Origin of the sequence: Ancylobacter rudongensis (assembly GCF_900100155.1) — a bacterium.
Lineage (GTDB): Bacteria > Pseudomonadota > Alphaproteobacteria > Rhizobiales > Xanthobacteraceae > Ancylobacter > Ancylobacter rudongensis.
This window is the reverse complement of record NZ_FMTP01000001.1, coordinates 846783-862575: the sequence shown is the minus strand read 5'-3', so window position 1 is coordinate 862575 and position 15793 is coordinate 846783. Positions and strand designations below refer to the sequence as shown.

At 66.2% G+C, this 15793-nt stretch carries 16 protein-coding genes; 7 read left to right on the top strand and 9 right to left on the bottom strand.

Going from position 1 to position 15793, the window contains the following annotated elements; genetic code table 11:
• Positions 1–40: 40 nt before the first annotated feature.
• Positions 41–223 (bottom strand): LysR substrate-binding domain-containing protein, encoded by a 183-nt coding sequence (locus BLO63_RS03910; protein ID WP_425284314.1) that lies wholly within the window; start codon positions 221–223, stop codon positions 41–43.
• 239 nt (positions 224–462) lie between these two features.
• Here BLO63_RS03910 and BLO63_RS03905 point away from each other — a divergent pair, with 239 nt between their 5' ends.
• Positions 463–3120: an ATP-binding protein gene (locus tag BLO63_RS03905; protein ID WP_091436868.1), complete on the top strand. Its 2658-nt coding sequence runs from the start codon at positions 463–465 to the stop codon at positions 3118–3120.
• Positions 3110–4264 (top strand): response regulator, encoded by a 1155-nt coding sequence (locus BLO63_RS03900; protein WP_091436867.1) that lies wholly within the window; start codon positions 3110–3112, stop codon positions 4262–4264. The genes BLO63_RS03905 and BLO63_RS03900 overlap by 11 nt, the downstream gene beginning before the upstream one ends.
• Before the next feature lie 17 nt (positions 4265–4281).
• Here the strand turns inward: BLO63_RS03900 and BLO63_RS03895 are convergent, their stop codons facing one another.
• Positions 4282–5013 (bottom strand): winged helix-turn-helix domain-containing protein, encoded by a 732-nt coding sequence (locus tag BLO63_RS03895; RefSeq protein WP_162841753.1) that lies wholly within the window; start codon positions 5011–5013, stop codon positions 4282–4284.
• A gap of 250 nt (positions 5014–5263) precedes the next feature.
• Between BLO63_RS03895 and fmdA the strand changes: the two genes are divergently transcribed.
• The 5 genes from fmdA (at position 5264) to BLO63_RS03870 (ending at position 10067) form a co-directional block, all read left to right on the top strand.
• On the top strand, positions 5264–6490 hold the full coding sequence (gene fmdA / locus BLO63_RS03890) for a formamidase (protein ID WP_018390841.1): 1227 nt from the start codon (positions 5264–5266) through the stop codon (positions 6488–6490).
• Between the two features lie 60 nt (positions 6491–6550).
• Positions 6551–7069 carry an AmiS/UreI family transporter gene (locus tag BLO63_RS03885; RefSeq protein ID WP_091436866.1) on the top strand — a complete coding sequence of 173 codons (519 nt, stop codon included), beginning with the start codon at positions 6551–6553 and terminating at the stop codon, positions 7067–7069.
• Positions 7070–7130: 61 nt separating this feature from the next.
• Positions 7131–7433 carry an FmdB family zinc ribbon protein gene (locus tag BLO63_RS03880; protein ID WP_091436865.1) on the top strand — a complete coding sequence of 101 codons (303 nt, stop codon included), beginning with the start codon at positions 7131–7133 and terminating at the stop codon, positions 7431–7433.
• 406 nt (positions 7434–7839) lie between these two features.
• Complete coding sequence (locus BLO63_RS03875) at positions 7840–9060, top strand: HAD-IIIA family hydrolase (RefSeq protein ID WP_091436864.1); 1221 nt, start codon at positions 7840–7842, stop codon at positions 9058–9060.
• 98 nt (positions 9061–9158) lie between these two features.
• A complete protein-coding gene (locus BLO63_RS03870; RefSeq protein WP_244517591.1) occupies positions 9159–10067 on the top strand; it encodes a GHMP family kinase ATP-binding protein in 909 nt (302 codons plus the stop codon).
• A gap of 66 nt (positions 10068–10133) precedes the next feature.
• Here BLO63_RS03870 and BLO63_RS03865 read toward each other — a convergent pair whose 3' ends face one another.
• The 7 genes from BLO63_RS03865 to BLO63_RS03835 form a co-directional block, all read right to left on the bottom strand.
• The gene (locus tag BLO63_RS03865; RefSeq protein ID WP_091436862.1) at positions 10134–10718 is read right to left on the bottom strand and encodes an SIS domain-containing protein; all 585 of its coding nucleotides are present in this window, start codon (positions 10716–10718) and stop codon (positions 10134–10136) included.
• Positions 10719–10840: 122 nt separating this feature from the next.
• Complete coding sequence (locus BLO63_RS03860) at positions 10841–11233, bottom strand: helix-turn-helix domain-containing protein (protein WP_091436861.1); 393 nt, start codon at positions 11231–11233, stop codon at positions 10841–10843.
• A gap of 197 nt (positions 11234–11430) precedes the next feature.
• On the bottom strand, positions 11431–12510 hold the full coding sequence (locus tag BLO63_RS03855) for an ABC transporter ATP-binding protein (protein ID WP_091436860.1): 1080 nt from the start codon (positions 12508–12510) through the stop codon (positions 11431–11433).
• Complete coding sequence (locus BLO63_RS03850) at positions 12507–13307, bottom strand: ABC transporter permease (RefSeq protein ID WP_091436859.1); 801 nt, start codon at positions 13305–13307, stop codon at positions 12507–12509. The genes BLO63_RS03855 and BLO63_RS03850 overlap by 4 nt, the downstream gene beginning before the upstream one ends.
• A 5-nt stretch (positions 13308–13312) precedes the next feature.
• Complete coding sequence (locus BLO63_RS03845) at positions 13313–14188, bottom strand: ABC transporter permease (RefSeq protein ID WP_091436858.1); 876 nt, start codon at positions 14186–14188, stop codon at positions 13313–13315.
• Positions 14189–14346: 158 nt separating this feature from the next.
• Positions 14347–15375 carry an ABC transporter substrate-binding protein gene (locus tag BLO63_RS03840; protein WP_091436857.1) on the bottom strand — a complete coding sequence of 343 codons (1029 nt, stop codon included), beginning with the start codon at positions 15373–15375 and terminating at the stop codon, positions 14347–14349.
• A 103-nt stretch (positions 15376–15478) separates the two neighbouring features.
• On the bottom strand, positions 15479–15793 hold the full coding sequence (locus BLO63_RS03835; RefSeq protein ID WP_091436856.1) for an NIPSNAP family protein: 315 nt from the start codon (positions 15791–15793) through the stop codon (positions 15479–15481).

The following is a 15793-nucleotide window of genomic DNA, read 5'->3' as shown; positions in this document are numbered from 1 at the left end:
CCGAGTTGGTCCGCTTTGTCTACCGGCGGACGACGAAGACCTAACGGGCCGATCGTCGGACGAATTCGAGAAAGGCGCGCATGGTGGCGCTGCTGTGCCGCCTGTTGGGGTAGTAGAGAAACCAGCTCGCCAGTTTCGGGCTCCAATCCCCCAGCACCTCGACCAGCGTCCCGTCCGCAATGGCGGCGCGCGCGTAATCGTCGAGCACATGGTCCTCGATCACATGGGCGATGCCCTGGCGTCCCGGGCCCGACCGCGATCAGGAGGCCTGCCGGAGGCGCGCGGGCTGGCGCAGGCCGTATTCTCGGGAAGGATGGGGCGCCCCGGCAGGTGCGGCTGGCGATGCCTCCGCCGGCCACGCCGGGAGGAAACGCCCATCCGCCTGCGCGACAGGGGGAAGATGAAAGGCTGGCCCCTCGCCAAGCGATCCACTAGCCTCCGCCAAAACAAGGTGCGAAGCCCGTGGAAACGCCTGACCTACCCGCCTTGCGGTCCTATCACTCCTGGATCGCCAACGAGACGCTGGAAGACTATTCGCTGCGCTACACCGCGCGCTCCTTCCGTCGCTGGTCGCCCTTCGTCATCGCCAACACGGCGCTGGGAGGCATATCCTTCCTCGCGCTGGAGACGATCGGCGCCTCGATCACGCTGAGCTACGGCTTCATGAATGCCGGGCTGGCGATCCTCGTCGTTTCGGCGTTCATCTTCGTCACCAGCCTGCCGATCGCCTATTACTCCAGCAAATACGGCGTCGACCTCGATCTCCTGACCCGAGGTGCCGGCTTCGGCTATATCGGCTCGACCATCACATCCCTGATCTATGCTAGCTTCACCTTCATCTTTTTCGCGCTGGAAGGCGCGATCATGGCGCAGGCGCTGAAGATCTACGCCGATGTGCCGCTGGTGCTGGGCTATATCGTCTCCTCGCTGGTGATCATCCCGCTCACGCTCATGGGCATCACCATGATCTCGCGGCTACAGATGGTGACGCAGCCGCTCTGGGTCGGGATGATGATGCTGCCCTTCGTGCTGATCGCGGTGAAGGCGCCGGAAGACATCGCCGCGTGGACCCAGTTCGCCGGGCTGGAAACCGGCTCGCGCGGCTTCGACGTGCTCGCCTTCGGCGCGGCGGTCAGCATGATGTGCTCGCTGGTCGTACAGATCGGCGAGCAGGCGGATTATCTGCGCTTCCTGCCGGAGAAGACGCCGGCCAACCGGCTTGGCTGGTGGAGCACGGTCATCCTGGCCGGGCCGGGCTGGATCCTGATCGGCGGGCTGAAGATCCTGGCCGGCGGCTTGCTGGCGGTGCTCGTGCTGGGCAGCGGCCTGCCGCGTCCGGCGGCGCTGGAGCCGATCCACATGTACATTGTGGCTTATGGCTACGTGTTCGAAAACCCGGCGCTGGTGCTGTTCTGCGCGACGTTCTTCGTGCTGATCTCGCAGATCAAGATCAACGTCACCAACGCCTATGCCGGCTCGCTCGCCTGGTCGAACTTCTTCTCGCGCGTGACGCACTACCATCCCGGCCGGGTGGTCTGGCTGGTGTTCAACATCCTCATCTCGCTGCTGCTGATGCTGCTCGGCATCTTCGACACGCTGGAGGTGGTGCTCGCGGTCTATTCCAACATCGCCATGGCGTGGGTCGGGGCGATCGTCGCCGACCTGCTGGTGCTGAAGCCGCTCAAGGTCAGCCCCGGCTTCATCGAGTTCAAGCGCGCGCATCTGCACGATATCAATCCGGTGGGCTGCGGCGGCATGGCGCTGGGCTCGCTGGTCTCGCTCACCGCCTTCACCGGCATTCTGGGGCCGCTGATGCAGGCCTATGCCGCGCCCTTCTCATTCCTCGTCGCCTTTCTGACCGCGACGCTGATCGGCTTCGCCACCGGCGGGCGCTACTATCTCGCCCGCCCACCGGTGCATCCGAGCCTCGGCTCAGAGCCCTCGGCGGTGCTGCGCTGCGAAATCTGCGATCATGGCTATGAGCGGGACGACATGGCCTATTGCAGCTTCTACGAGCGTCCGATCTGCTCGCTGTGCTGCAGCCTCGATGCGCACTGCCACGACGCCTGCAAGAAGTCGCATCAGGATCTGGAGACCTCGCGCTCGCGCTATTTCGGTGGCGGGTTCACCCGGCGCATCGCCCCGCATATGCCGCAGCGGCTTTTGAAGGTCGCCGGTGTTCTGGTCGCCCTCGCAGTGGTGACGGGCGCGCTGTTTCTGCTCACCTACCGGCTGATCGACCCAGGCGAGGATGTGCCGCATCTCGACAATGGCGCGCTGCTGCTGCGGATCTTCCTCGCTCTCCTGCCGCTGCTGGCGATCAGCGCCTGGTGGATCGTGCTGGCCAATGAGAGCCGGGAACTCGCCGAGCGCAACCTCGTCGGCTCGCTGGAGAAACTCTACGAGACGCGCGAGGAACTCACCCGCAGCGAGCGCCTCGCGGCCCTCGGCCAGCTCACCGCGACCGTCAGCCATGAATTGCGCAACCCACTCGGCACGCTCGCCACCTCTGTCGCCGTGCTGCAGCGGGCCGGCGGCATGGCCGGGGAGCGGGAGCGCAACGAACTCGACCGGATCCAGCGCAATGTGCGCCGCTGCGTGCGCATCATCGACGACCTGCTCGAATTCTCCCGCCGCCCCAATGTCACCATGGTGCCGCTGGCGCTCGACGCCTGGATCGTCGAGCAGGTGGCGGATCTGCGGGCGCTATCGCCGGTCGCGCTCGAACTGGAGTTGCAGTGCGACCGCATGATCGAGGCCGATGGCGAGCGGCTGCGGCAGGTTCTGGTCAATCTGGTCCAGAACGCCATGCAGGCGGTACTCGAACGCCCGGCCGGCGGCGCGGCGGGGCGGGTCCGAATCGAAACAGCCTGCGAGGAGGAGAGCGTGCGGCTGACCGTCGCCGACAATGGCGTCGGCATGAGCGAGGAGGCCACCCAGCGGCTGTTCGAGCCCCTTTTCAGCACAAAGCCCTTCGGCCTCGGCCTCGGCCTCGCTCTGGTCCGGCGCCTGGTCGAGCGCCATGGCGGCCGTGTTGTCGTCGCCTCCCGTCCCGGCGAGGGTACGCGGGTCGACATCTTCCTGCCCGCCGCCACTGCGGAGCGCCCACATGTGGCATGACGAGAAGCGGCGCGTCCTGATCGTGGACGACGACCACGACTTCGCGGCCAGCCTTGCCCTGCTGCTGGAAATGGAAGGCTATGACGTTGTTGTCGCCCATGACGGGGCGGCCGCGCGGGACGCGGTTACGGCGGTGGCGGTGGCGGTGGCGCTGGTCGACATTCGCCTCGGCCATGAGGACGGGGTGGCGATCGCCATTGAGCTGGGGCGGCAGCGTCCGGAGCTGCTCACGGTCATGGTCACCGCCTATGCCTCGGTGCAGACCGCCATCAAGGCATTGCAGGCCGGCATCTACGACTATGTCTGCAAGCCGTTCGAGCCCGCCGAGCTGCTGGCAACGCTGGCCCGATGCTTCGACCGGCACCGCCTGGCGGCAGACCGTGCGCAGGCGGAAGAATTGCTGCGCCGCAGCCGCCGCATGGAGGCCGTTGGCCGGCTCTCGGCCGGCATCGCTCACGACTTCAACAACCTGCTCACAGTGGTGGGGGGAAACCTCAAGCTCCTGCAGGAGGAATTGGCGCGGGGCGCGGCGGGCGACCCCGCCATCATGCGCGAATTGGTCGGCGACGCCCTGGGGGCGGTCGAGGACGGCATCTGCGCCAACCGGCGCCTGCTCGCCGTCGGCCGGGCGCAGCCGCTGCTGCCGCGTGTGCTGGATCTCGGCCACGCAGTCGAACAGGTCGTGAGCCGGGCGCGCCACGCCTTCGGTGCGGGGATCACGCTGGAACTGTCCCGGCTACCCGTCGACTGCCTCGCAGTCGCCGATCCGCATCAGCTCGAAGCCAGCCTGTTGAACCTGATCTTCAATGCCCGCGACGCGGTGGCGGGCGCCGGCACCGTGCGGGTCGAGCTCGAACCATGCGATCTGCAGCCCGGCTCGGCCTTTCTGCTCGCCGACATGGCGCCGGGCGCGTATGCCGGAATCGTGGTCCAGGATGACGGCTGCGGCATGGCCGCCGATATCGCCGAGAACGCGCTGCAGCCGTTCTTCTCCACCAAGCCGGCCGAGAGCGGCAGCGGTCTCGGCCTGCCCACCGCCTACGGATTCGCGCGCCAGTCCGGTGGCAATCTCCTCATCGAGAGCGAGGCCGGCGTGGGCACGCGGATCACGCTACTGCTGCCGGCGATGCCGTCGCGTCCCTGAGCGGGCAGGGGCCGGCGTCAATGCGGCGGGGGCGGGGTGAAGACATAGCCCTCGCCGCGAACGGTCTTGATGACCTGGTGGCCGGTGCCGTCGTCCAGCTTGCGGCGCAGCTTGCCGACCAGCACGTCGATGCTGCGGTCGAACGGCGCCCATTGCCGGTTGGCGACGAGGTCAAGCATCTGGTCGCGGGTGAGCACGCGGCCGGGCCGCTCGGCGAGCGCGACCAGCAGGCGGAATTCGTGGCTGGTCAAGGCCACCCGGGTGCCGTCCGGGCGGATCAGGTCGCGGCCGTCGAGGTCGAGCCGCCACGCCCCGAAGCGCACGCGCTTGTCCGGCCCCTCCAACGGCTGGGCGCCGCGGCTCATGCCACGGGCGCGCCGCAGCAAAGCGCGGATGCGCGCCAGCAGCTCGCGCGGCTCGAACGGCTTGGTCACATAGTCATCGGCACCAAGTTCGAGGCAGACGATCTTGTCGACCGTTTCGCATTTGGCCGAGAGCACGAGCAATGGCATGTGCCCGGTCGCACGCACCGTGCGCGCCAGCGACAGGCCGTCCTCTCCGCGCGGAAAGGTCAGGTCGAGGATGATGAGGTCGAAGCTGGTGGCGGCGAGAGCGTCGCGCATGCTGGTGCCGTCCAGCGCGAACTCCGCCGAAAAGCCTTCCCGCGCGAGGAATTTGGTGACGAATCCGCACATGCGGCGGTCGTCGTCCACCATCAGGATGCGCGGCATGCGCACCGTTTCGCCCATCCTACCGCCCCGTGCATTCGCGCACCGAGACGACTTTTCGTCGCCTTGAGGTCGATCATAGCCGGTCGGGGCGGGCAATGGGCAGCCACACAGCCGGAATTACAAAACTTTACATTTGCCACCCCCGGCGCGGGTAGGGCGCTTACATACGCCTCCTAGCCTCCTTGGGCAGGGTGCGGGCAAGGCGGCTTTCCACCGCCTGCCTTCAGCAACGGCAAGAAAGCCGCGGCACCCTCACAGGAGGAAGCTCATGGCCAAGACCGTCTTCAAGATCGATCTCAACAAGGCGCCGGAAGACCAGGACATCAAGACCCATAATCGCTGGCATCCCGACATTCCCATGGTCGAGATGTTCAAGCCCGGCGACGAGTTCCGGGTCGAGTGCTACGACTGGACTGGCGGCCAGATCGGCAACAATGACAGCGCCAACGACGTGCGCGACGTCGACCTGACCAAGGTGCACTATCTCAGCGGACCGTTTGGCGTCGAAGGCGCCGAGCCGGGCGACCTGATGGTCGTCGACATTCTCGATATCGGGCCGCTCGAAGGCTCGGAATGGGGCTTCAACGGCCTGTTCGACAAGAACAATGGCGGCGGCTTCCTGACCGAGCATTATCCCGATGCGGTCAAGTCCTGCTGGGATTTCCACGGCATCTACACCACCTCGCGCCACGTCCCGAGGGTGCGCTACCCCGGCCTGGTTCACCCCGGCCTGATCGGCTGCCTGCCCGACCACAAGCTGCTGGCGGAGGCCAACCGGCGCGAAGCCGCACTCGTCGCCACCAACCCCAACCGCGTGCCCCCGCTCGCCGCCCTGCCTTATTCTGACACCGCGCTGATGGGCCAGATGCACGGCGCCGCCCGCGACAAGGCGGCGGCGGAAGGCTGGCGTACCGTGCCGCCGCGCGAGCATGGCGGCAATTGCGACATCAAGAACCTGTCGCGCGGCGCCCGTTGCTACTTCCCGGTCTATGTGAAGGGGGGCGGTCTCTCCATGGGCGACATCCACTTCTCGCAGGGCGACGGTGAAATCACCTTCTGCGGCGCCATCGAGATGGCCGGGTGGATCGATATCGGCGTGAGCCTCATCAAGGGCGGCATGGCGAAATACGGCGTCATCAATCCGATCTTCAAGCCCAGCCCGATCGACCCGCATTTCGATGACTACCTGATCTTCGAGGGTATCTCGGTCGACGAGCATACGGGCGAGCAGTACTATCTCGACGCCCATGTCGCCTATCGCCGTGCCTGCCTCAACGCCATCGAGTACCTGAAGAAGTTCGGCTATTCAGGCGAGCAGGCCTACACGATCCTCGGCACAGCGCCGGTAGAGGGCCGCATTGCCGGCATCGTCGACATCCCAAATGTCTGCGCGACGGTGGCGATCCCGACCAAGATCTTCGATTTCGACATCAACCCGAACTCCACCGGGCCCACCCGGCAGGTGTCGGGCGTCGACGTCGCCCGCGCGAGCTGAACCCTTCCGGCAACCTGGCGCCCCGGCTGGCCGGTCCGGCCGGGGCTGAGGAGATCGACCATGCTGCTCGGACTGGGCCTGCTCTATGTCGGCGCGGTGCTCGTGCTCAACGGCCTCTGGCTGCTGGGCAAGATCGAAGATCGCGAAATCATCGTGGTGAACGTCGTCTCCGGTGTGGTGACGCTCGCCATCTCGCTGTTCTGGGCGTTCAACGCGCAGGCGGATGCCGGCTCGATCAAGGGCGCGGCGCTGACCCTGCTGTTCACCGCCACCTATTTCTGGGTCGCCTATAACCGCATCACCAAGGTGGACGGGCGCGGCCTGGGCTGGTTCAGCCTGTTCGTCGCCATCACCGTGGCGCCGGTGGCGATCCAGTCGCTTCAGGGGGCGGACAGTTCCATCAGCCTCTGGATGGGGTGGAACTGGGTCGGCTGGGGCCTGCTGTGGTTCTGCTACTTCCTGCTGCTCACGATGAAACAGCCGATCCTGCGCTTCACCGGCGCCTTTACGGTGCTGATCGGCATCGTCACCGGCTGGGTGCCAGGCGTGTCGCTGCTGCAAGGCTGGCTGCAACCCTGACCTACCGGATGGCCCATGGGCCATCCGCTTTCCCATATGGAGCGAAACCTGGAGCGTTGCGATGCCCCTCTATTCCTATGCCTGCGAGGATTGCGGCCCGTTCGAGGGCTGGAGTTCGATGAACGACGCCGACCAGCCCGCCTGCTGCCCGGAATGCGCCGCCAGCGCGCCGCGTGAGATGGCGATGCCGCGCCTCAGCACGATGAACGGCACGCTGCGGCGGGCGCTGGCCCGCTCCGAGGGCACCGCCTCCGAACCGAAGGTGGTCTCGCGCGAGCATCTGGCCGGCTGCGGCTGCTCACTCTGCGGTACGCGCAAGAACAAGCCGGCGCCGATCGAACGGCGATGGTCGCTGGGCCACTGAAGACGGCGCCGGAGCGCCGCGCGATGCGGCGACCAAGGCGGCAGCAGGCCCGTCGCCGGTCCTGCTGTCCGCCTCGCAGGCGGGGCGGGGCCATCGATCGTCGGGACCTCTGGCGCGACAGGCCTGCTTTTTATTGGGCGGGGTGGTCTGGCCGGTTGCCGTTAGCCGTCATCTCTCGCATCCTCCACCCATGTCATCCTTCGGCGCCACCATCTCTCTCCACGTCAAGCAAGGCCGGGCCACTGTCCGGCGGCGGCGAGCGCGAGCGGCATGAGCGCGTCGGTCACTGAGCGTCTTCGCGGACCGGCCGACCGCTGCATCGCGCGGCGATCCCTCCGACCGTCGCGCCGCTTCGACGCGCCCCCGGCGGCGCCGGCACGCGCCTCGGCTCAAGTGGGGTCATAGCTTGGTCGCTCAGGCGGTCATCCTCTGCGGCGGCCTGGGCACCCGCCTCGGAACGCTCACCGAAGCGACGCCGAAGCCCCTGCTGGAGGTAGCCGGGCGGCCTTTCCTCCTTCATCTCATTCAGGAGGTCGCCCGCCACGGCGTGCCACGGATCACTCTACTGGCCGGCCACTTTGGCGAGCAGATCAAGGCGGCTTTTCACCGCCAGCGGCTTTTCGGGGCTGAGATCGAGGTACTGGCAGAACCCGCGCCGCTCGGCACTGGCGGCGCGCTGGGTTTCGCGGTCGGACACCTCGACCCGGAATTTATGCTGCTGAACGGCGATTCCTGGATCGACGCCGACCTCACCCGCTTTATGCGGTCCTGGAAGCTGGCACGGCAACGCGACCCTGCGCTGATCGTCCAGATGTTGCTGCACCGCGTCGCCGATCCCGCCCGCTTTGGGCGGGTGACGCTGGAGGGCGACTGGGTTACCTCCTTCGTCGAGAAGGACGCACGGTGCATGGAGGCGTCGGCGCTGGTCAATGCCGGCGTGTATGTCGTCGACCGCCGGATTGTCGACCTCATCGCACATCACGGCGCCTGCTCGCTGGAATGGGAGATCCTGCCCCGCCTCGTGGCGGAAGGGCGGGTTGTCGCCACTCAGGCACCCGAGGGCGCCTATTTCGTCGATATCGGTATCCGGGAGACCCTTGCCCGGGTGCAGGACGAACTGATCAATGTCCGCACCCGCCCCGCCGTGTTCTTCGACCGGGACGGAACGCTCACCCGCGACAGTGGCGACCCCCACCGCGCCGATGATCTCATCTGGATGCCCCAGGCCCGCGAAGCCGTCGCCCTCGCCAATGATAAGGGCTACTTTGTCTTCGTTGTCACGAACCAGTCCGGCGTCGCACGCGGGATGTATGAAGAGGCCGCAGTCGAGACCTTTCACCGCGCCATGCAGGACTCGCTGACGCAGATCGGCGCGCATGTCGATGCGTTCCACCGGCGCCCGCACCACCGCGACGCCACCGTTCATGGGTCCCGACAGGATTGCTCAGGCCGCAAGGCCGGTCCTGGCATGATCCTTGATGTGTTGGCTGCCTGGCCGGTGGAGCGCCGCCGGAGCTTCCTGATCGGCAAGGGCGAGGCCGATATCGAGGCGGCGCGCGCGGCCGGTCTGCGCGCCGTTCGGTATCAGGACGGATCGCTGCTCGACATCCTGTCGGCGTCGCTTTAAGCGGTATCCTCATGTGGATCAGCAGAACCCCTCTTCGGGCGAGTTTCTTTGGCGGGGGCACCGACTATCCCTCGCATTTCCGCTCCAGTCCCGGCGCCGTGCTGGGCGGCACGATCGACAAATACATCTATATCCAGGCTCTTCCCCTCTCTCCCGTCGCCGAGCAGAGATTTCGCGTCACCTACCGGGCGACCGAGAGCGTGCAGCGGATCGAGGACATCCAGCATCCGGTGATCCGCGAAACCCTGAAGCTCTATCGCTGGGAAGACCCGCTCAACATCGCCACCATGTCCGATCTTCCCGGGAATACGGGTCTCGGCAGTTCGTCGGCGTTCACTGTCGGCTTCATCAACCTTTTGCACCGCATGCGCGGCATCGAGCTGACACGCTATGAGCTCGCGCGACAGGCGATCCGGATGGAACAGGAGATTCTCCGGGAGAATGTCGGCATACAGGACCAGATTCATGCCGCCTTCGGCGGGCTTGCCCGCTACGAATTTTCCGGCGACACCATCGCCATCGAGCCGCTGCGGCTAACCACCAGCCGTCTGGCAACCCTCAATGCCTCGCTTCTGCTCGTCTATACCGGCACACAGCGGCGCGCCATCGACGCGCTCGACAGCCAGCACCTGCGCACCACCCGCGGCGACAACCGCGCCCATCTCAGCGAGATGTATGAGATGACGCGCACCGGTACGCAAATCCTGGAAGCGTCAGGTAGCGACACCGCCAGTGTGGCGCGTTTCGCCGACTTGCTGGATGAAGGCTGGCGCCTGAAGCGAAAGCTGGGCGAGGGCGTCACCAACCCGGCCATTGACGATCTCTATCTCGAGGGCAAGGCGCTTGGCGCGCAAGGCGGCAAACTCCTTGGCGCCGGCGGTGCCGGCTTCATGCTCTTCATTGCCGAGCCGGCCCGCCATGACGCCTTTCGAGAGCATTTCGGAGCCGGCAACGTCATCCCGATCTCGATGACCGATGCCGGCTCAACGGTCTCGTGCTTCGATTGAGCCGCGCCGGGCGCTCCCTCTCCCGAACCATGACCAGCAACAGGCCTGGCGGCGCCTGAGTCCGTTTCAGCGGCGTGGCGGGCGCAGGGCCGATTCGGCAATTCCGCAGATCAGATGGCCAATCGTGATGTGAGCTTCCTGGATATGATTGGTCTGCCCGTGCGGCACGGGGATCAGGATGTCGGAAAGCGGCTCCAGGGCACCACAGGTCGCGCCGGTGAGGGCAATGGTGACGATTCCCATCTCGCGGGCAACCTCGAAGGCCTTCACCACATTGGCGCTATGGCCGCTGGTGGACAGGCCGACCAGCACATCGCCGTTCCGGCCGATCCCCCGGATCTGGCGGGCGAAGATATGCTCATAGCCATAGTCATTGCCGATCGCCGTGAGCGCGGAGGTGTTGATGGTCAGGGCCAGGGCGGGCAGCGGATCGCGCTCGTACAGGAAGCGCCCCATCAGTTCCGCCGCAAGATGCTGAGCATCGGCCGCCGAGCCGCCATTGCCGCAGAACATCACCTTGCCCCCGCAAGACAGGGCGGCAATGCAGGCATCGGCCGCCTGCGCAACCTGGCTGGCAATGCCCTCGAGCCGCCCCATCAAACGGGCGGTTTCGGCAAAATAGGCGACGATGACGTCGGTCGAATTGTTCATGCAGCTCTGCCCGAGAGGCGTGCAAAGCCCCTATCCGCTACCGCCCGGACCTTATCCGAGTCGAGGGCTGGCGGAAGGGGGCCAGAACCCGGCGAGCAAAAGCGCCGTCCCGCCCATCGCGCTCACTCCGGCGCCGCCACGGGCGAACCGATGACCAGTTCGTCAGCGACGAAGCGCTCGATTCGGCCGGGCAGATAAAACACATCGGAAACCAGGTCGTGTTCCGCGACCGTCCAATGCGGGTCACTTTCCCTGCGCTGCACCCATACGAAACGCGAGGTCGGCCGCTCGGCCTCCTCTTTTAGGCGAATAGCCGCCATCTCCGCGGCCGACTTCGCCGGTAGCCAGCCGGATTGGAGGATGGCGCCGAGCTGGACGGCGGCGGTGTCTGGGATGGCCTTCGCGCCGGTGCTCCAGCGGCGCACCGTGCGAATGTCGACGCCCAGGAGCTTGGCGATCGCTGCTGGCGTCGCGTTCAGCGTTTCGAGTGCGTCCTTGAATTCTTCGGCTGTCATCTCTTGGCTCGCTTCGAGGTGGGGCGCTCGACCACTTCGGAGCCTTTACCGGACAGGGTCCGGCGTGGCACGGCACTCGCGGGCGAGGAGGCCTGGCGCAATAGCAGGAGCGAAGCTGGCTGGCTATGGCACCCCGCGGAGGTCCGGGACGGCGGATGGCGATCACAGAGCCGCGGCAGGCCTCATGTCTACCGGTGTCACTGGCCGAAGAGCCGGGCGTCACCCGCCTCCCAGTGCAACCGCACATGGGTGCCCATGGTCAAATCCTGCGGACGGATACGGCTCGCGGGAATGCGCACATTGACGCTGGCGCCCCATCCGGTGGCGAGCACCACATGGTATGTCTCGCCGATGAAGGTGGCGTCGGTCAGGACGGCGTCGATGCCCGGCTCCGCCCCCTCGCCCAGCGGCGAGAAACGCAGGCGGTCGGGGCGGATCATCAGCCCGGCGCGGGCGCCAGCGACGGCGGCACCGTGCAGGGATATCCCGTTCAGGGTGCCGCCATCCGGTAGCACAATGTCGGCGCTCCCGCCCTCGCTGCGGGTAATGGCGCAGTCAATGAAGTTGGAATGACCAATGAAATCAGCGACAAAGCGCGTGCGAGGCGCGTCATAGAGTTCGCGGCCCTTGCCGAGTTGTTCGATGCGACCCTGATTGAACAGGGCGATGCGATCGGAAAGGCTCAGCGCTTCCTCCTGGTCGTGGGTGACATAGAGAATGGTGACGCCGGTCTGGCGGTGGATGCGGCGGATCTCGTCCTGGATCTCCTCGCGCAGCTTCTTGTCGAGGGCGGAAAGCGGCTCGTCCATCAGCAGCAATGGTGGGTTGTAGGCCAGCGCTCGGGCCAGGGCGACACGCTGCTGCTGGCCGCCGGAAAGCTGGGCAGGCATTCGGTCGGCGAAGCTCTCCAGTCGCACCAGCGCCAGCATCTCCTCGACCTTGCGGGCGATCTCGCCCGCCGGCCGCCGACGCACGCGCAGAGGGAAGGCGACGTTTTCCGCGACCGACAGATGGGGAAACAGCGTGTAGCGCTGGAACACCATGCCGATGTTCCGCTTGTTCGACGGCTCGGCGAGGATGCTGCGCCCCTCCAGCCGCACATCGCCGGCCGTCGGCTCGAAGAAGCCAGCGATCATGTAGAGCGTCGTGCTCTTGCCCGAGCCCGAAGGTCCGAGAAAGGTCACGAACTCGCCCTGCGTGATCTCCAGCGAGACGTCATTGACCGCGGCAACCTTGCCGAACGTCTTGGAAATATTCGATATTTCCAGAAAGGTCATGAGCGGGCGTCCTTGCGGAAGAAGGCGGCAAGCGCCATGAGGCCAGCGGTCAGGGCGATCAGCAGCGTCGAGACCGCAGCGATGACCGGGGAAAGATCCTGTCGCAGCGTGCCGTAGATCCGCACAGGCAGGGTCTGCAAGTCCGGGCTCGCCATGAAGATGGCGATCACCACCTCGTCCCAGGAGGCGAGGAAGGAGAAGATCGCCGCGCTGATCAATCCTAGGCGGATGCCGGGCAGGGTGACGCGGATCTTGGCCTCCAGCGGGCTGGCGCCGCAGACGATGGCGGCGGTTTCGATATCGCGGTCAAACCGTTCCAGCGCATTGGAAATCGCGATGATCGAGAAGGGCAGGGCGATGACGAGATGCGCCAGCACGAAGCCGAAAAACGTGCCGTTGAGGTGCAACCGGAGGAAGAAGGCGTAGAGCGCGACCGCCAGCACCACCACCGGCAGGATCATCGGGGTGAGAAACAGCGCGCGCAGCGCCTCGCGGCCGCGAAACGTGCCGCGTGTCAGGCCGAAGGAGGCCATCAGGCCGATTCCGACCGACAGTACGGTGACGACGGCGGCGATCTTGAAGCTGGTGAGGAAGGAGGCGATCCATTCGGGATCCTCGAACAGCTCCTCATACCAGCGCAGCGTCCAGCCCGGCGGCGGGAATTGCAACCATTGCGAGGAGCCGAAAGAGAGGGCGATGATCAGCAGGATCGGCAGCAGCAGATAGGCGCCGACCAGCAGGGCGATGAGGATGAGGGCGACCCGCCAGGGGCCGAGACGGGCGAAATCGAGCAGCATGGCGCCTAGCCCCTCGCCTGACCGAAGCCGAAAAAGCGTAGCTGCACCATATAGATGGCGAGCGTGATCACCAGCAGCACCAGCGCCGCTGCACCCGCCAGCCCCCAGTCAAGCAGCGATTGCACCAGCTGCGCGATCAGCTCCGCCAGCATCATGTTCGAGGTGCCGCCGAGCAGGGCCGGGGTGATGAAGTAGCCAAGCGACATAACGAACACCATCAGCGCCCCGGCGGCGATGCCGGAGGCGGTGAGGGGGAGCATGACGCGGGTGAAAGCCTGAAAACGACTGGCGCCGCAAAGGGATGCGGCCTGGAAGATGGCGGGGTCGATGGAACGGATGGTGGCGTGCAGCGGCAGGATCATGAAGGGCAGCATGATGTAGGTCATGCCGATGGTGACGCCGACGAGGTTGTTGATCAGCGGCAGCGGCTCGGAGATGAGGCCGATCTCCATCAAAGTGCGGTTGATGATGCCGGTGCGCTGCAGCAGCACCATCCAGGCATAGGTGCGGGCGAGAAGGTTGGTCCACATCGACAGGATGACGATGGCGAACAGCAGCCGCGACCAGAAGGACGGCGCGATCGCCAGGAACCAAGCCACTGGAAAGCCGAGCAGAACCGTCGCCACCGTCACCGTTCCCGCGACCAGGAAGGTGTTGCCCAGCACTTTGAGATAGGTCGTCGAGGCGAAGAAGGCGGCGTAGTTCTGCAGCCCCGGCTCGGGTTCCAGCACGCTGCGCAGCAGCAAGGCGAGCACCGGAATCACGAAGACCACCACAATCAGAGCGAGTGCCGGCAGCACAGGCGCAAGGCCGCGGCCGCGCCGCCGGGCGGCGGCGAGGACGGGCGAGGGGGTGGCAATCGGCACGTCGGTCACGGTCATGAGGGCTCGATCACGGCGGTTCGGTGAGTGCGGTCAGGAGGACGATCAGGCCGATGCGGCCGAAATGACCGAATGGCCGGAGGCGCCCGCCTCGACGGGTCCGCGCTCAACCGGAGCGAGCGCGGACGGTCGGGTGACGGCTCCCGGGGGCCTCCCGCTCACTCCGCCTGCCAGGCGTACCAGCGCTTGCCGATCTCGTCGCGATGGGCGGCCCAATAGCCCATGTCGAGATTGATCTGCGAGGCGGTGTGCTTGTCGGGCAGGTTGGCGGCGACGTCCTTCGGCATCAGCGCGGCGGACTTCACATTCACCGGCGCATAGCCGCTCTCGGTGGCGAAGCTCGCCTGTCCCTCGGGGCTGGTGGCCTCGGCGATGAACTTCATCGCCGCTTCCTTGTTCTTCGCCCCCTTCGGCACGACCAGCATGTCGGCGGCGGTCAGGTTCTGCTCCCAGGACAGGTCGACCTTCTCGCCGCTCTGCTGCAGGGCGAAGATGCGGCCGTTCCAGAACTGGCCGATCGGCGCCTCGCCGGAGGCGAGCAGCTGCTGCGACTGCGCCCCGGTGCCCCACCAGACAATGTCCTTCTTGATGCTGTCGAGCTTCTTGAAGGCGCGGTCGAGGTCGAGCGGGTAGAGCTTGTCGGCCGGCACGCCATCCGCCAGCAGGGCGATTTCCAGCACGCCCGGCGCCGACCATTTGTAGAAGGTGCGCTTGCCGGGAAAGGCCGTGGTGTCGAACACATCCGCCCAGCTCTTCGGCGTCTTGCCCTTGAGGCTCGCCGGGTTGAAGCCGAGCACGAAGGAATAATAGAAGCTGCCGACCGCATGGTCGGTGACGAAGCGCGGGTCGATCTCGCCGCGCTTGACGATGGAAAAGTCGATCGGCTCGATCAGCCCGTCCTTGGCGGCAGCGGCGGCGAAATCGGCCTCCACGTCGACCACGTCCCAGGAGACGTTGCCGCTCTCGACCATGGCTTTCAGCTTGCCATAGTCGGTCGGGCCGTCCTGCTTGACGGTGATGCCGGTTTCCTTGGTGAAGGGCACGGCCCAGCTCTTCTTCTGGGCGTCCTGGGTGGTGCCGCCCCAGCTGGTGAAGACGATGGAGCCCGACTGCGCCATGGCGGCGCCGGCGAGGCCGGCGGCGAGGGCGAGGGCGGCGACCCCGAGGGCTCGTGATGTGCGCGACATGTTAGTCCCCTTTGGTTGGCGTTCGGTGTGGAAGGCGGCGCGTTGGGCGCTCTGATTTCGTGCGTCGGGGCGAGGGCGGGCTGTCGACCAGCCCGTTCCCTCGTCAGTCCAGCGGCGAGAAAGCGGTGGGCAGGAGAATCTTGTTCTCCATGGTCTCGATCAGCGCCTGGATCTTCGGCAGGAAGGCGAGCCAGGCGGGATCGGCATTCAGCCGGGCGCGGCGGGCGGCGCGGTCGTCCAGGCTGGCATAGGCCCAGATGTGGACGATCTCGTTCAGCGGGCCGATCTCGCTGGTGAAATAGCCGACCAGCTGGCCGAGATGGCTCTTCTGCAAAGCGATGCCTTCCTCGGCGACCAGCTTCACATAGGCCGGGACGGTGCCGGTCTTCAGGCGGTAGGTACGCATCTCGTAGAGCAT

Bases quoted from the DNA above. Each gene is read 5' to 3' on its own strand.
- BLO63_RS03840 (WP_091436857.1), bottom strand. From the start codon at position 15,375: ATGTCGCGCACATCACGAGCCCTCGGGGTCGCCGCCCTCGCCCTCGCC.
- BLO63_RS03900 (WP_091436867.1), top strand. From the start codon at position 3,110: ATGTGGCATGACGAGAAGCGGCGCGTCCTGATCGTGGACGACGACCAC.
- BLO63_RS03860 (WP_091436861.1), bottom strand. From the start codon at position 11,233: ATGACAGCCGAAGAATTCAAGGACGCACTCGAAACGCTGAACGCGACG.
- BLO63_RS03835 (WP_091436856.1), bottom strand. From the start codon at position 15,793: ATGCTCTACGAGATGCGTACCTACCGCCTGAAGACCGGCACCGTCCCG.
- BLO63_RS03865 (WP_091436862.1), bottom strand. From the start codon at position 10,718: ATGAACAATTCGACCGACGTCATCGTCGCCTATTTTGCCGAAACCGCC.
- fmdA (WP_018390841.1), top strand. From the start codon at position 5,264: ATGGCCAAGACCGTCTTCAAGATCGATCTCAACAAGGCGCCGGAAGAC.
- BLO63_RS03855 (WP_091436860.1), bottom strand. From the start codon at position 12,510: ATGACCTTTCTGGAAATATCGAATATTTCCAAGACGTTCGGCAAGGTT.
- BLO63_RS03880 (WP_091436865.1), top strand. From the start codon at position 7,131: ATGCCCCTCTATTCCTATGCCTGCGAGGATTGCGGCCCGTTCGAGGGC.
- BLO63_RS03885 (WP_091436866.1), top strand. From the start codon at position 6,551: ATGCTGCTCGGACTGGGCCTGCTCTATGTCGGCGCGGTGCTCGTGCTC.
- BLO63_RS03845 (WP_091436858.1), bottom strand. From the start codon at position 14,188: ATGACCGTGACCGACGTGCCGATTGCCACCCCCTCGCCCGTCCTCGCC.
- BLO63_RS03850 (WP_091436859.1), bottom strand. From the start codon at position 13,307: ATGCTGCTCGATTTCGCCCGTCTCGGCCCCTGGCGGGTCGCCCTCATC.
- BLO63_RS03895 (WP_162841753.1), bottom strand. From the start codon at position 5,013: ATGGGCGAAACGGTGCGCATGCCGCGCATCCTGATGGTGGACGACGAC.